Source organism: Bradyrhizobium sp. Crot121 (assembly GCF_059512385.1).
Window position 1 is genome coordinate 1 of the sequence record NZ_JCAMOR010000030.1, and the last position, 15,050, is coordinate 15,050.

The window sequence follows — 15,050 nt, forward strand, 5'->3', positions numbered from 1 at the left end:
ACGCTCGTCAGTCGTGACATCCTCGTCCACCGCATCTCACCGCAACGTTCGTGACGATCGCGACCCGCCCCTCATCTCGGGTGAGACGCGCGGAGTTAAATCACTGATTTGCCCGACGGCGAAAGCCGAATGTTTTTTGTGCGACGAGTGGACAGGGCAAATCACTCTGGAATCGCTGGTGAATTTTTCTCCCCCCGTCATTCCGGGGCGATGCGAAGCATCGAGCCCGGAATCCATCCAGCCGCTGAGTATGCCGCGCAATGGATTCCGGGCTCGCGCTACGCGCGCCCCGGAATGACGGTGGTGTGCGGGGCGCTATTGGACAGCGCAGGTGCGAGTGCCTACATCGATAGCTGTGTCCGCCCTTGGAGTTCTCGCGATGACCATCGACGACAGGCCTACGATCGCTGCTCCCGATGACGATCCCTATCTTTGGCTGGAGGAGATCGAGGGCGCGCGGGCGCTGGAATTCGTGGAGGGGCAGAGCCGGCTCACGCTGGAGAAATTTGCCGGCGCATCATTTGCCGCCGATCGCGACACACTTGCCGCGATCTTCGACCGGCCGGACAACATTCCCTATGTCACCAGGCGCGGCGGGCTGCTCTACAATCTCTGGAAGGATGCGCAGAATCCGCGCGGCTTGTGGCGGCGCACGACGCTTGACGAATTCCGCAAAGCCGATCCCGACTGGGAAATCCTGCTGGACGTCGACCAGCTTGCCGCCGACGAAGGCGAGGATTGGCTTCTGAACTGGACGTCGATGCGGCCGGGAAATGATCGGCGCGCGATGCTCAGCCTGTCGCGCGGCGGCAGCGATGCGGTGACGCTGCGCGAGTTCGACATGGAGGCGAAGCGCTTCGTCGCCGACGGCTTCGTGCTGCCCGAGGCCAAGGGCGGCGTCGATTGGGTCGACGACGATACGCTGCTGCTGTCGAGCGCCTATGGCGAGGGCATGGCGACCCATTCGGGCTATGCGCGGACCGTCAGGCTGTGGCGCCGCGGCGAGGTCGTGGAGCGCGCGCCTGTCGTGTTCGACGTGCCGGCGGATCATATGAGCGCGTCCGCTCAGGTCGATGATTCCGGACCGGTCCCACGGGTTTGGTTCGTCGATCGGCTCGATTTCTTCAACTTGAGCGCCTGGCTCGGCGACGAGACGGGCGCGAAGACGAAGCTCGATCTGCCCACCAGCATCTGGCTGCTCGCCGATCAGGACTGGTTCGTCGTCAAGCTGCGCGAGCCGTGGACGGTCGGTGGCAAGACCTATGCGCCCGATACCGTGCTCGGCGTGTCGTTGTCGGCCTTCCTCGTGGGCAGCCGCGATTTCACCGTCGTGTTCGAGCCGGAGCCGCGGCGAGCGCTGCAAGGCTTCTTCTGGACCGCGGGCCGGCTGGTGCTATCGATCCTCGATGAACTGCGGCCGGTGTTCGAGATCTGCATGCCATCGGCCGCCGGCTGGACGCGCGCGCGGCTCGAAGGGCTGCCCGGGATCGGCGTCGTCGATGTCTGGCGCCTCGACAGCCATGTTTCCGAAAGCAGGGGCGACCTGTTCGCCAATGTGCAGGACCCGCTGACGCCATCTTCGCTGATGCTGATGGAGAAGGTCGGGGCGCCCACGGTGCTGAAGCAGGCACCGAGGACGTTCAGCGCGGATGGACTCGTGGTGACCCAGCACGAGGCGATCTCCGTCGATGGCGAACGCATCCCCTATGTGCAGACCGGCCCGGCGACGGAGACCGGCGATGCGCCGGTCCATCTGACCGCCTATGGCGGCTTTGGTCTGGCGATGAAGCCATATTACAACCCGGCGCTCGGCAAGCTGTGGCTGGAGCGCGGCGGCACCATCGTGGAGGCCAATATCCGCGGCGGCGGCGAGTTCGGCACAAGCTGGCACGACGCCGGCCGCTACGCAGGCAAGCGATTGGCGCATGACGACTTTGCCGCCGTCGCCGCCGATCTGGTGAAGCGCGGCGTCACGCGGCCCGGGCGGATCGCGGCCGAGGGCGGATCGAACGGCGGCATCCTGATCACCAACATGCTGGTGCGCTACCCCGAACGCTTCGGCGCGCTGTTCTGCACCATCCCGCTGATCGACATGCGCCGCTACACCAAGCTGCTCGCCGGCGCGAGCTGGATCGCCGAATATGGCGATCCCGACAAACCTGAAGAATGGGCGTGGCTGCAGACCTACTCCGCCTATCACATGGCGACGCCCGGCCAAAAATATCCACCGATCCTGATCGCGACCACGCGCCGCGACGACCGCGTGCATCCCGGCCACGCCCGCAAGATGACTGCCAAGCTGCAGGCAATGGGATATGAAGCCCATCTCTACGAGCCCGCGGCAGGCGGCCACGGCTATGGCAAGGACAACAAGGAACGCGCCGCCTTCATGGCGCTGGGGCTTGGGTTCCTGAGGGAGAAGATCGGGTGGGTGGATGGTGAGGCGTGATCATTCTCCGCCGTCATTCCGGGGCGATGCGACAGCATCGAGCCCGGAATCCATTTCTCCGCCTGGCTATGTGGCGCAATGGAGTCCGGGTTCACGCTTCGCGTGCCCCGGAATGACGAACGGGAATCAGCCGCGCGCGAAGGCCAAGATCATGTTGTTCGCGGGCATTTCAATAGTCGCGCCCAGTGACAGGCCGACGCGCGCCGCCAGCTTCTCGACGTCGGCGATGTCGCGCACGCCCCAATCGGGATCCTGATTGCGCAAGGACGTGTCGAACACGGCATTGCTGAGCGCGGTGTGCTTGCCGTCGCGCTTGAAGGGGCCGTAGAGGAACAGCCGGCCGTCGTCGCGCAGGCGGCGTGCGGCGCCTTCGAACAGGCCCTCGGTGACGGACCAGGGCGCGATGTGGATCACATTGGCGCAGAACACCGCGAGCAGCTTTGGCAGCTCGCCGCCCTCGGGCGCAGCACCGGGCCAGGCTGGATCGGAGAGATCGATCCGCAGCGGCGGACGGATATTCGGAAGGGCGGCGAACGCGCGCCAGGCCGCGATGCTCTTCAGATGGGCGTCGTTGAGATCGCTCGGCCACCAGGTGATATCGGGGGTCTGTCCAGCGAAATACACGACATGCTGGCCGGTGCCGCTGCCGGCCTCCAGCACGTCGCCGGAACGCCCTGCGAGGAATTTCTCCAGCACCGCCCAGATCGGCTGATGGTTGCGATGAAAGGCCGCCGCATCGAGCCGGCCGTCGGCCTCGACCCGCCCGCCGTCTTTGCCGAATTCAACCACGAACTCTGCCACGATGCTCTCCTGTTCCTATCGTACATAACGCAACACCGTAGCGATCCTGCTATTCCGTGCGCGTCGTCGCAATGCGCGATTTGAGCGCGGCTCCGTCATAATGGTTACGTCGGTAGCGCGGATGAAGCGCAGCGAAATCCGGGCGGGCGCCCCCATCTCTCCGCTCGTCATTCCGGGATGCGCCGAAGGCGCAGGCCCGGAATCCATTGCGCCCCATGCGCCCCTGGAGAAATGGATTCCGGGTTCTCGCTTACGCGAGCCCCGGAATGACGAGGGGAGAGTCCGTAGCCCGGAGCAGCGAAGCGTAATCCGGGAACGGTGGAGCAAGTGGCACGAATCCCGGATTACGCTTCGCTTCATCCGGGCTACGACTTCGTCATTGCGAGCTATCGTGCCACGCGTTGCAATTCCTTCGTCAGCACATCCAGCGCATCGGCGAGCATCACGCCACCGCAGACGGTGAGACGTTCGGGAAGCACGATGCGCCTCGCTGGCGGGTAGAAGTGCTCCAGCGCCGGATGCAGCAGGAAGGCGCGACCGTTGTCTTCGGCGCGGTCGCCGGCCTCCGACACCAGGATGAAATCCGGCCTCAGTTGCACGAGCGCCTCCAGCGAGGCGTAGCCGCCGGCAGCGACGCCGAGGTCGCCGGCGGGATTGAGCAGGCCGGCTTCGGTCAGAAGCGAGGAGACCAGACTGTCGCTGCCGGATACCCAGCCGCGGCGCGCCAGCGGCAGCACGCGATAGTGCTTGCCGGTCGCGGCCTGGCGCGCTCGGGCGATCGCGGCATCTAATCTTGCAATCGCGACCTTCGCGCGGTCCGGATGCTGCACGATCTCGCCCATCTCGCGGATCTGGTCCTTCACCTCGTCCAGCGTGCGCGGCACGCTGAACTCGACGAGATGGAGGCCGTTTGCCTTCAGAAGCTCGCGCGTTGCGCGCTTGTCGAACAGGCTGGCGACGACGATGTCGGGCTTGAGCACCAGCACGTCCTCCGCGCCGCCGGAAAGGATCGGGAAACGGCGCGCCTGATCGGCGGCAAAGGATTGCCAGGCGTCGCGGGAGTAGCGGCTGAGGCCCAGGATCTGCTGGGGATCGGCGAGCGAGAGCAGCAATTGATCGCTGCAGACATTCATCGAGACGATCCGCGGCGGGCTCGCCGCATGCGCGACAGTGGTGGACAAGACGAGCGCTGCAAGGCATGCCGCGAGCCGGCCCATCAGATCTCCGCCCAGGGCACGATCACCGTCTCGCGCTGATGCTCGGCGCGGAAGGCGCTGACGCGGAACACATCGGCCATGACCGTTTCCGAGAGCGCATCCGCCGGCGCGCCCTGCGATGCGAGGCGGCCCTGCGCCAGCACCAGCGCATGGTCGGCAAAGCGCGCGGCAAGGCCAAGGTCGTGCGTCACCACGATCACCAGCACGCCCTGATCGGCTGCGGCACGCAAACCCTTCATGACGTCGATCTGGTGGCGCGGATCGAGCGAGGCGGTCGGCTCGTCCGCCAGGATGATCGGCGCCTCCACCGCGAACACGCGCGCCAGCGCAACGCGGCTGCGCTCGCCGCCGGAAAGCTCGGTGACACGCCGCTTCGCGAACTCCATGACATCGGCCGCCTGCATCGCCCGCACCACCGCCTCAGTGTCGCGCGGGGACAGCCGCGCCGGATCGGTCGCGCCATGCGGATAGCGGCCGAGCGCGACGATGTCGCGCGCCGGCAGCGGCCAATGCACCATGTGCCCTTGCGGAAGATAGCCGAAGCGCTTGGCCCGTTCGCGCAGCGGCAGCGCGGCAAGCGCCTCGCCTCCCACCTTGATGACGCCGTCGGAGGGAATGAGGCCGGCGAGCGCGCGCAGCAGCGTGGTTTTGCCGGCGCCGTTCGGACCGACCAGCGCGACGAGATGACCGGAGGCGAGTTGCAGCGACACATCGTTGAGCACGCGGCGGCCGGCGAGCACGACGTTGAGGTGTTCTACAACAAGCGCCGTCATGCGACGCCTCCGCCGAGCGCGCGACGCTCGCGCATGATGAGATAGAGGAAGAACGGCACGCCGATGATCGAGGTCAACACGCCCACCTTGATGTCCGACGTCGACGGGATGATGCGCACCGCGATGTCGGCCGCGAGCAACAGCGCCGAGCCGGCAAGCGCGCTCGGCACCAACAGCCGCGCCGGATCGTGGCCGATGACGGGCCGCATCAGATGCGGCGCGACCAGGCCGATGAAGCCGATGGTGCCGGTGACCGCCACCGCGCCACCGACGCCGAGCGCAACGCCTGCGATCACGAACAGGCGCAGGCGGCCGACATCGACGCCGAGGCTTTGCGCGGTCTCTTCGCCGAGCGTGAGCGCGCGGAAGGCGCTGGCTTGCGACAGCAGGATGGCCGCGCCGGCGACGATGAACGGCAGCGCCAGCGCGACATGCTGGAAGCTGCGGTCCTCCAGCGAGCCGAGCAGCCAGAACGCGATCTCGAGCGCCAGGAACGGATTGCTCGCGAGGTTCATCACCAGCGCCGTCGCAGCGCCCGCAAGGCTCGAGATCGCAAGCCCGGCGAGGATCAGGATCAAGAGGCCCGCATTGCGGCCTGCGATCGCGAGCAGCACGAAGACCGAGCCGAATGCGGCGATGATGGCGGCGACCGGCAGCGCATAGGAGCGGACGTCAGCCAACCCCAGCGCGATCACCAGCACCGCACCGAACGCCGCCGATTGCGGCGCGCCGAACAGCGAGGGCGAGGCTAAGGGATTGCGCAACAGGCCTTGCAGCGCCGCGCCTGACAGACCGAGGATGGCGCCGATCGCAAACGCCAGGATGGTGCGCGGCAGGCGAATCTCGCGCACGATCACCTGCGTGACATCGCTGCCGCCACCGAACAGCGCCTCGATCACCGTCAGCGGCGACAGCCGCACCGGGCCGGTGCCGAGCGAGATCAGCATCAGCAAGGCAACCAACGCAATCATTGCAACGGTCGCCCCCAACCGCCGCCGCGCGGCCAGACCCGCCGCTATCGTGAAATCCTGTGCACTCATCGCGCCCTGCTTCTTGCAGCGAATTCGGTGGCAGACAAGCGACACCGGAACAAAAAAACGTATGGGAGCCAGGGAGCCGCAGTTTCGCCGGGATTGACTCACGTGCCGCCGAAATCCTAGATGGCCCCGACGGTTCCTATCGGGATCAAAAGGGAATGCGGTACCGGGAAACTTCCCGTAAAGCCGCGGCTGCCCCCGCAACTGTATGCGGTGAATCCTTCGTCATATGCCACTGGGAGTCTCGGTCCTGGGAAGGCGACGAAGGGTAACGACCCGCGAGCCAGGAGACCTGCCGTCATACGTGGTCACACGCGACGATGTCGGTCGGGGAGTACAGGCATTTGCTTCACCTGAAGCGCGAAACGCGATGGTGAGCCTTGGTTCGCTGTGACGTGCCACTGACGTCATACCGAGGTCTCGCCGATGTTCTCTGCTACCACAGCCACCAAGCAACGCCGCGCGCTGCTGCTCGCGTCGAGCATGCTGGCGCCCGCTTTGTATGTTTCCGCCGCGCAGGCGCAGGAAGCGCCCTCCGAGCAATTGCCGCCGGTCGAGGTCAGGGCGCCCGGCGACCACAACCGCACCCGTGCCAAGCCCGCTTCCGACGGCACTCCAGGTCCCCGGCGTCCCGCGCCGGGCCAGGTGCCGACCAACGCGCAGCCGGCCGGCGGCGCGGGCGCTGGCGGCGCCGCCGCTGGCGGAGCTTCATCCGGTGGCGGTGGCGGCGGCCCGCAATTTGCCGGCATTGTCGGGACGTCCTCGACCGTGATCACCGCCGACGACATCGCGCATTCGCCGACCCAGGTTCTGGCCGAGATCATCGCGCAGGCCCCCGGCGTGCAGCTTCAATCGCTCTATGGCGGCGTGAACGGCGCCAAGACCTCGGTCGACCTGCGCGGCTTCGGCGCGTTCGCCACCGCCAACACGCTGTTCCTGCTCAACGGGCGACGGCTCAACGACATCGACATGGCGCAGGTGGATCTGTCGACCATCCCACTCGATTCGATCGAGCGCGTCGAGATCACCCGCGGCAACAGCGGCGCCGTGCTCTACGGCGACAATGCGATAGGCGGCGTGATCAACATCGTCACCAAGACCGGTGTCGGCGGCCCGCCGGTCTCGATCCGCGGCGAAGCCGGCTATGGCTCCTTCAACCAGCGCATGGCCGCGATCTCGACCGCGATGAATTCGGGACCATGGTCGGCGTCGTTCTACGGCAACGGCATCAAGTCCGACGGCTACCGCGTGAACAATGCGCTCGACCAGCGCAACGGCGTCGGCAATCTCAACTACACGACGCCGGACCTGAAAGCCTTCCTGACGGTGACCGGCGACGACCAGAAGCTGGGCTTTCCCGGCGGCAGGCTGGTCGATCCTTCGATCGGCGTCAATCAGCTCGTCACCGATCGCAAGGGCGCCGCCACGCCGTTCGACTATGGCAACCAGCAGGGCGCGAGCGCGACGACGGGCTTCACCAAGACGCTCCTGAACGGTGTCGACCTGATCGTCGATGGCGGCTACCGCCAGAAGGACACGCAAGGCGCGTTCTTCGGCACCTCGCCATTCATCAGCGCGGCATCCACCTACAATGACGCCGCGTTGCAGACCTGGTCGATCACGCCGCGGCTGAGCATCAGCAATTCGATCTTCGGGATTCCCTCGTCGATCCTGACCGGCATCGACTATTACGATGCAACGTTCCACCAGCAGCGCGGCGCGTTCCGGGGCGTGCCACCGATCCATACCTACGACCTGTCGCAGCAGTCGCTCGCCGGCTATTGGCAGCACACGGTTGGCCTCTTGCCCACCACCGATTTCTCCTATGGCGCGCGGGTGCAGAACACCTGGCTCAGCGCGCGCGACCGCTACGATCCGAACGCGCCGTTCGCCTTCGACGCGCAGGCGACGCCGCTCGACCAGAGCGAGACCAATTACGCGCTGCATGTCGGCGTCGAGCATCGCTTCACCGAAATGTTCTCGGTGTTCGCCCGCGCCGCGCACGCGTTTCGCACGCCCGATGTCGACGAGCGCACGTCCACCGGACCCGCGTTCGATGCGGACTTCAACCCGTTGCCGCAGAATTTCCAGTTGAAGACGCAGACCTCGCACGACGTCGAAGCCGGCTTCCGCGTCAAGACGGGCCGCTTCCAGGTGCAAACCAGCATCTACAACATGGACCTCGAGAACGAGATCCATTTCAATCCGGTGCTGTTCTACAACATCAACCTCGATCCGACCCGGCGTTATGGCTCCGAGACGCAGGCCTCGCTGCGCGTCAGCGATACCGTGTCGCTGCGCGGCGGCATGGCTTACACGCGCGCGGTGTTCCGCGAGGGACAGTTCGCCGGCAACGACGTGCCGCTGGTGTCGCGCTACACCGGCAATCTCGGCGTGACCTGGAATGTCTGGGACAACTATCTCGTGTTCGATGCCACGCTGCGCGCCTGGAGCTCGCGCGTCATGGACAATGATCAGGCCAATACGCAAACGCGCATTCCGGGCGATGCGACGATCGACCTCAAGCTCAGCGGCGCCTATGAGCATTTCTTCTGGTCGGTCAGCGTCAACAACGTCCTGAATGCGCTCTATTACGACTACGCCATTGCCTCGAACTTCACGCCCGGCCGCTTCAGCGCCTATCCGCTGCCGGGTCGGACTTTCCTGGTGAAGGCCGGCGCCACGTTCTGAAGCGATCGGCCGGTCCGCGAGCCACGCGCGGACCGGCTTGTTCCGCCCGAATCAGCCATTATGTCGTGATGGCGGGAGATCGACATGGGCGGGATCGGGAAGAGAAGCCAACCTCCGAAGCAGGAAGGCGGCAAGCCAAGGCCGCCGCCTCCACCTGCGCGTCACGAGGAGGACGACGACTACGAAGACGGCGACATCGCCACACCGAAGCGCGATCGCTACGGCCCCGACGACGAACCGTTGTGAGACGCGAGATTTGCAGGTTGATGCAGTCCCGCGAAATCGTCGCGCTCGATCTTGCGGATGCTCTTCACATCGAGCAGATGCGCGCCGAAGCCGCCGCGGGCGACCGTCTTTGCCAGTTTCGGCGAGACCAGAGTGAGGCCGACCGTCATCGTCAGCGGCACGGCGCTGAGCCAGTCGAGCCGCACCGGCGTCAGCTCCTCGGTGCTGGCGTTGTAGGGCCCCGAGGTCTTCAAGAGATCGCCGCACTCGACCAGAATGTCGCGCCTGGTGCCGCCGCGGGAGGCGTGGCCGAGCAGCGCCTGCATCGCCAAATGCGTCCGCACGCCGGCGCGACTCTCAGGCAAGGGTTGTGGCGTCTCGCCGAGCGATACGCGCAGCAGGAGATCGACCAGATCGGTGCCGGCGCGGAAGGCATTGAGCGGCTCGACCAAACGCGGATTGCAGTCGATCAGGAGCGGCACGGGGCTGTCGATCGGCATCACGTAGTCGACCGACAGCGCGCCGTGCCAAGCCAGCGCTCCCCCGATCGCTTCCAGATAGGCGCGCACCTGCGGACGGCTGACGCTTTCCTTGATCGCCTCGCCGCCGCCGACGCCGGGCGCGATCTGCCGATAGGCATGGAAACCGACCAGCCTGCCCTCGCAAAATACCGACTGCGCCTTTTCGGTGGTGCCGGTGACGAGATCCTGCACCAGAAGCTCGTCGGCGAAGGTGTCGGCCGCGCCGAGCTCGTACAGCGCGATGTTGAAATCGGCTTCGTCGCGCACGAACCAGATGCCGCGACTCGCGGTGCCGACCGAGGTCTTGATCACGGAAGGAAAGCGGATGGCGTCGCGCAGCTCGCTCTCCGACGTCACGATCCGAGTCGGCGGCTGCGGCAGGCCCAATTGGCCAAGCAGACGGCTGAAGCCGGCCTTGCCGTGCGCCATCCGGTAGCTGCCAAACCGCGGCAGCGCCAGGCCGACGCGGCCCTTCAGCCGCGCCTCGGCGCGCGCGAACAGAAAGCCCTGCTCATGGGTCGGCAGCAGCACGTCGAACGGCGCCTCCAGCAGCCGCTCGATGAAGCCGAGGAATCCCTCGGGATCGTGGCGCAACCCCGGACAGCGATGGAATTTGCGCACGAAGCGCGAATAGCGCGACAGGCACCAGGGCGAGGGATCGCAGACTTCGACATGGTGCCCGGCAAGGCCGAGGATCGTGATCGCCTCGCGCGCCGAGGTGCTCGCCCCCTCGGGGATCAGGACGCGCAGCTTTGTTGCCGGATCGGTCATGCCAGATCATTGCTGCAATGCGAGTTGCTTGTCTTGCCGCTTTAATGCCGCATGTCGCTCGGTCGCGGTTCGCCGGGGCAGCCATGCAGTGGCCTTCATGGACAAATAACGCTCAGCCGATATTTTCGAGACAAGCCCCGCCGGGCGTCACATTTAGGGGCTTCTCACGGATATGGCTGATGTTCTCGCCGCACTGCAGCAATTGAAGACCGACAGCGCGGTGCGCACGCTGACGGGGATTTCGATCGCCCATTGGGTTAGCCATTTCCATATCTTCGTGCTGCCGATGCTGTTCCCGTTCCTGAAAGAGCGGCTCGGTGTCGGCTATATCGAGCTCGGCTTCGCGCTGACCGTATTCGCGCTGGTCTCCGGCCTGACGCAGGCGCCGATCGGCTATCTCGCTGACCATATCGGCGCGCGCAAAATTCTCCTGATCGGTCTCTGCCTCGGCGGCCTTGCCCTGATCGGGCTCGGTGCGCATTTGAGCTATCCGGCGCTGATCGCAAGCGCGATCGCGCTCGGGCTCGCCAACAGCGTCTATCACCCTGCCAACTACGCGATCCTGTCGGCGCATATGGACGAGGCGCGGATGGGCCGGGCGTTCTCGGTCCATACCTTTGCCGGCTTCCTCGGCGGCGCGGTGGCGCCGGCGATCATGGCGGCGCTGGTCGCGGCAATCGGCGGGCTCGGCGCGCTGATGGTGGCCGGCGCTATCGGCCCGCTGGTGGCGCTATTGCTCGTCGTCATGGGCATCCCCGACGCGGGCGCCGCGAAGGACAGGCCCGAGGGCAGTGAGAAGGTGAAAACCAGCGTGATGACGCCGGCGATCATGGTGCTGACCGTGTTCTTCACGCTGCTCAGCCTGTCGAGCGCGGGGATCAATAATTTCGGCGTGGTGGCGCTGATGGGCGGCTATGGCGTGTCGTTCTCGTCGGCCAATATCGCGCTGACCGCGTTCCTCGGCGCCAGCGCGGCGGGCGTGCTCGCCGGAGGCTATCTCGCCGACCGCACCCACCGTCATAGCCAGGTGGCGGCGGCCTGCTTTGTGGTCAATGCCGCGATCGTGCTGCTGATAGCGCTGGTCAACCCGCCATCGGCAGTGCTGACCGCAGCGCTCGGCCTGGCCGGCTTCCTCGGCGGCGTGATCACGCCCTCGCGGGACATGCTGGTGCGCAACGCGGCGCCTCCCGGTGCGGCTGGCCGCGCCTTCGGCATCGTCTCCACCGGTTTCAACTTCGGCGGCATCGCAAGCCCGCTGCTGTTCGGCTGGATCATGGACCACAACCTGCCGCATTGGGTGTTCGGCGCGTCCGCCGCGTTCATGGTGCTGACGGTGCTGCTCGCGCTCGTCACCGACCGCAAGCCGCAGGGATCGGAAGCGCGCGCCGCGGCCTGACGACCTATTTTTCAGGTGTCCTCGCGGGCGATTGCTTCCAGACGATCCGCGCAATCGTTCAGGCCGACATAACAGGCGATACCGAGATAGATGGTCTGAAGCGCGCGAACGCTCCGGTCTCGACGTGTCGGCACGCGCGTGGCGCCGATAGCGTGATCGCCGGCCTCGGCTGGCTGCATGGAAAGCGCGCGCTCGTTGGCTATGGTGGTCGCGGTCACGAGAGGTCTCCGCAGTGATACGAGGGGACTCTGCGGTGCGCCTGTTACGGTCCGATCACTGCCTCGAACTAAATGCTTACGGCTGTAACCGATCGCGATAATCTGACAGGGAGGCGAGCCAACGCGGCTTGATGCGATCCTGAGCTGGCAACAGAAGAGGAGACATCTCAATGCAGGAGTACGATCTCTATATTAATCCGCAAAAGCCGACGTTAGGCCTTTATGTGCGCAAAGGGGCCGGTCTTCCTGATCTGGCCGATCCCAAGCAATGGGCATTTGACGGCACGGCGGCACAAGCCGAATTGCCGCCAGATCTTGTGAAAAGGATCGAAACCAACGGTCACGCTTTCCGCGACATGGACTAGGCTTTGACGTCACCGCATATTTCCAGGTTGCGGCGCCATAGCGCATTGCAGAGCCCCACCACTGCCGGTTGACAGCCTCGGAGGGCGATCCATGATGCGCGGCAACAACAACAAATCGGGATGAAGCGCCATGACCTCAGCGCCTGATATCGTGATCCGCGGCGGCACCATTGCGGACGGCAGCGGCGGGGACCTCTATGAAGCCGATGTGGCGATCACGGACGGCAAGATCACCGAGGTCGGCAAGGTCGCGAGCAAAGGCAAGGAGGAGATCGACGCCCGCGGCAAGCTGGTGGCGCCAGGCTTCGTCGATGTTCACACCCACTATGATGGCCAGGTGACCTGGAGCCAGGACATCACGCCCTCCTCGCAGAACGGCGTCACCACGGCGATCATGGGCAATTGCGGCGTCGGCTTTGCGCCGTGCCGGCCCAGCGACCACACCAGGCTGATCCAGCTCATGGAAGGCGTCGAGGACATTCCCGAGCCGGTCCTGAGCGCCGGCATTCCCTGGGAATGGGAGAGCTTTCCCGACTACATGAACTGGCTGTCGAAGCGCAGCTTCGACGTCGACATCGGCGCGCAACTGCCGCATGCGGCGCTGCGTGTCTATGTGATGGGCGAACGCGGCGCGCGGCGCGATCCTTCCACGGTGGAGGATAACAGGCAGATGGCGGCGCTGGCGGGCGACGCGGTACGCGCCGGCGCACTCGGCTTCTCCACCTCGCGCACCCTCAACCACCGCACCTCGACCGGCGACTTCACGCCGACCTTGAAGGCGGGCGAGGACGAATTGACCGCGATCGCCGGCGCGATGCATGGCGTCGGCCGCAGCGTGCTGCAATTCGTGCTCGATCTCTCCACCGTCCACGAAGACCTGCCGATGATGCTGCGGGTGGCGGAGAACACGAAATGCCCGATCTCGTTCTCGATCACCCAGAACGACAAGTCGCCGCGGCGCTGGCGCCAGACGCTCGACACCATCAACGAGGCAAGCCGCCGCGGGCTGTCGATCACCGCGCAGATCGCCGCGCGTCCGGTCGGGCTGATGCTCGGGCTTGAATTGTCGCGCAACCCGTTCCAGACCCATGCGAGCTACAAGGCGATCGCGCACCTGCCGCTCAAGGAGCGGGTGGCGCGGTTGCGCCAACCTGAAGTGCGCGCCGCGATCCTCGCCGAGAATGCCAGCGACACCGACGATCCGCTGTTCTTCCGGCCGAACTACGACAAGATGTATCTGCTCGGAAATCCGCCCGACTACGAGCAGCCGCCGGAGAACACGCTGGGCGCGCAGGCGCGCCGGCTCGGCAAACGCCCGGAAGAACTCGCCTATGACGCGATGCTGACCGACGAGGGCCGCGGCATGCTCTACGTGCCGTTCCTCAACTATTCCGACGGCAATCTCGACGCGACCCGCGAGATGCTGCTGGACCCGAATTCGGTGCCCGGCCTCTCCGACGGCGGTGCGCATTGCGGCATCATCTGCGATGCCTCTTTCCCGACTTATCTGCTGACGCACTGGACCCGCGACCGCACCCGCGGCGAGAAGCTCTCGATCCCCTTCGTGATCGCGGTGCAATCGCGCAAGACCGCGCTCTCGGTCGGCCTCGCCGATCGCGGCCTGATCGCGCCCGGCTACAAAGCCGACGTCAACGTGATCGATTACGACCGGCTGCATCTGCATCCGCCAAAGGTGCATTACGATCTCCCCGTAGGCGGCCGCCGATTGTTGCAGCAGGTCGACGGCTATGACGCGACGATCGTCTCCGGCGTAGTGACGCAGCGCGGCGGCGCGGCCACCGGCGCAAGGCCAGGCCGGCTTATTCGCGGTACGCAGGCGATGCATTAGGTGCGTAGCGGCGTAGAGTGGGCAAGGAGCGCAGCGACGTGCCCACCATCACGCGCTGTGCTCGCGATGGTGGGCACGCTTTCGCTGTTCGAGCTACGGCGGACAAGTCGCTTTGCCCACCCTACAAGGACGAAATATTGCTTACCCGATCAGGCACACTGCCGCAGAACTTTGGCAGCGCCGACTATGGTTGGCTCATGAGGGTCTTCGACGTGCGGGCGGCGCGGCCGGCCGTAGCTCCATGTTGGATATACCCGCCGCGACATTCAGACCGGTCTGGGCCTCGACCGACACCGGCTGCAAGCTGACAGTGCGGTCTGAACCTCCGACCAGGACATTGGCCCCCAGTCCGACGCCAATCGTACCGTCGACGGTGGCGCCACCATAGCTTCCTGCCAGCGCTCCCCGGCGCAGCGTGGTCGGCGCAAAGACGGCCCACGCAAGTTGACCGCCGGACGTTGCACCGATGTCCAGCCCAAACGTGCTGATAGTGCCCTGGTAGGCGTCACGCGTCCTGCCTCGTGCAGATGCATAGATGCAGCTCAGTTGCTGCTGTCCCCCGATAACCATGCCGACGCTAGGGGCGATATTGCAGGAAAGCGTTCCGACCCTCACTCGCCCCGGTTGCTGAGCCGTAGCCGGAACGGCTACCAACCCGAGTGCCAAGGCTCCCCCGATTGCAAGGCCATTCAGCGTTCTGAATATCACTTTCTTGTTCACTGCGACACTCCATCTGA

The 15,050-nt window shown here is 65.6% G+C and carries 14 protein-coding genes and 1 riboswitch; of the genes, 7 read left to right on the top strand and 7 right to left on the bottom strand.

Features of this window, described 5'->3' with window-relative positions; genetic code table 11:
• Together AC5ZGW_RS24415 and AC5ZGW_RS24420 are read left to right on the top strand one after the other, a co-directional pair.
• Window positions 1–298, top strand: a 298-nt coding sequence (locus AC5ZGW_RS24415; protein ID WP_496113970.1) for a hypothetical protein, incomplete at its 5' end; no start/stop codon positions are given.
• Window positions 299–379: 81 nt separating this feature from the next.
• A complete protein-coding gene (locus AC5ZGW_RS24420) occupies window positions 380–2,449 on the top strand; it encodes a prolyl oligopeptidase family serine peptidase (protein ID WP_130231277.1) in 2,070 nt (689 codons plus the stop codon).
• A 126-nt stretch (window positions 2,450–2,575) separates the two neighbouring features.
• Here AC5ZGW_RS24420 and AC5ZGW_RS24425 read toward each other — a convergent pair whose 3' ends face one another.
• The 4 genes from AC5ZGW_RS24425 to AC5ZGW_RS24440 form a co-directional block, all read right to left on the bottom strand.
• Window positions 2,576–3,250: a DUF938 domain-containing protein gene (locus AC5ZGW_RS24425; protein WP_130231279.1), complete on the bottom strand. Its 675-nt coding sequence runs from the start codon at window positions 3,248–3,250 to the stop codon at window positions 2,576–2,578.
• A 386-nt stretch (window positions 3,251–3,636) separates the two neighbouring features.
• Entirely contained in the window at window positions 3,637–4,467 is an 831-nt protein-coding gene (locus AC5ZGW_RS24430) for an ABC transporter substrate-binding protein (protein ID WP_130231281.1), read from the bottom strand.
• Complete coding sequence (locus tag AC5ZGW_RS24435; RefSeq protein WP_130231283.1) at window positions 4,467–5,240, bottom strand: ABC transporter ATP-binding protein; 774 nt, start codon at window positions 5,238–5,240, stop codon at window positions 4,467–4,469. The genes AC5ZGW_RS24430 and AC5ZGW_RS24435 overlap by 1 nt, the downstream gene beginning before the upstream one ends.
• Window positions 5,237–6,211, bottom strand: coding sequence for a FecCD family ABC transporter permease (locus tag AC5ZGW_RS24440; RefSeq protein ID WP_433994562.1), 975 nt, complete (start codon window positions 6,209–6,211; stop codon window positions 5,237–5,239). Before AC5ZGW_RS24440 ends, AC5ZGW_RS24435 begins: the two co-directional genes overlap by 4 nt.
• A gap of 182 nt (window positions 6,212–6,393) precedes the next feature.
• A riboswitch (cobalamin riboswitch) is annotated at window positions 6,394–6,591 on the top strand.
• A 112-nt stretch (window positions 6,592–6,703) separates the two neighbouring features.
• Here AC5ZGW_RS24440 and AC5ZGW_RS24445 point away from each other — a divergent pair.
• Together AC5ZGW_RS24445 and AC5ZGW_RS24450 are read left to right on the top strand one after the other, a co-directional pair.
• Window positions 6,704–8,968: a TonB-dependent receptor gene (locus tag AC5ZGW_RS24445; RefSeq protein ID WP_496113971.1), complete on the top strand. Its 2,265-nt coding sequence runs from the start codon at window positions 6,704–6,706 to the stop codon at window positions 8,966–8,968.
• Window positions 8,969–9,052: 84 nt separating this feature from the next.
• The gene (locus AC5ZGW_RS24450) at window positions 9,053–9,214 is read left to right on the top strand and encodes a hypothetical protein (protein WP_165435317.1); all 162 of its coding nucleotides are present in this window, start codon (window positions 9,053–9,055) and stop codon (window positions 9,212–9,214) included.
• On the opposite strand, the gene AC5ZGW_RS24455 is transcribed toward AC5ZGW_RS24450, so the two are convergent.
• Window positions 9,187–10,485 (bottom strand): ATP-grasp domain-containing protein, encoded by a 1,299-nt coding sequence (locus AC5ZGW_RS24455; protein WP_130227308.1) that lies wholly within the window; start codon window positions 10,483–10,485, stop codon window positions 9,187–9,189. The genes AC5ZGW_RS24450 and AC5ZGW_RS24455 overlap by 28 nt on opposite strands.
• A 172-nt stretch (window positions 10,486–10,657) precedes the next feature.
• Between AC5ZGW_RS24455 and AC5ZGW_RS24460 the strand changes: the two genes are divergently transcribed.
• On the top strand, window positions 10,658–11,881 hold the full coding sequence (locus tag AC5ZGW_RS24460) for an MFS transporter (protein WP_130227309.1): 1,224 nt from the start codon (window positions 10,658–10,660) through the stop codon (window positions 11,879–11,881).
• An 11-nt stretch (window positions 11,882–11,892) separates the two neighbouring features.
• Here the strand turns inward: AC5ZGW_RS24460 and AC5ZGW_RS24465 are convergent, their stop codons facing one another.
• Window positions 11,893–12,099 (bottom strand): hypothetical protein, encoded by a 207-nt coding sequence (locus AC5ZGW_RS24465; RefSeq protein ID WP_028167237.1) that lies wholly within the window; start codon window positions 12,097–12,099, stop codon window positions 11,893–11,895.
• Between the two features lie 170 nt (window positions 12,100–12,269).
• Between AC5ZGW_RS24465 and AC5ZGW_RS24470 the strand changes: the two genes are divergently transcribed.
• Window positions 12,270–12,464: a hypothetical protein gene (locus AC5ZGW_RS24470; protein ID WP_028167238.1), complete on the top strand. Its 195-nt coding sequence runs from the start codon at window positions 12,270–12,272 to the stop codon at window positions 12,462–12,464.
• Window positions 12,465–12,594: 130 nt separating this feature from the next.
• Entirely contained in the window at window positions 12,595–14,313 is a 1,719-nt protein-coding gene (locus tag AC5ZGW_RS24475; protein WP_130227310.1) for an N-acyl-D-amino-acid deacylase family protein, read from the top strand.
• 195 nt (window positions 14,314–14,508) lie between these two features.
• Here AC5ZGW_RS24475 and AC5ZGW_RS24480 read toward each other — a convergent pair whose 3' ends face one another.
• Window positions 14,509–15,033 carry a DUF992 domain-containing protein gene (locus tag AC5ZGW_RS24480; RefSeq protein ID WP_496113972.1) on the bottom strand — a complete coding sequence of 175 codons (525 nt, stop codon included), beginning with the start codon at window positions 15,031–15,033 and terminating at the stop codon, window positions 14,509–14,511.
• Between the last annotated feature and the right edge of the window lie 17 nt (window positions 15,034–15,050).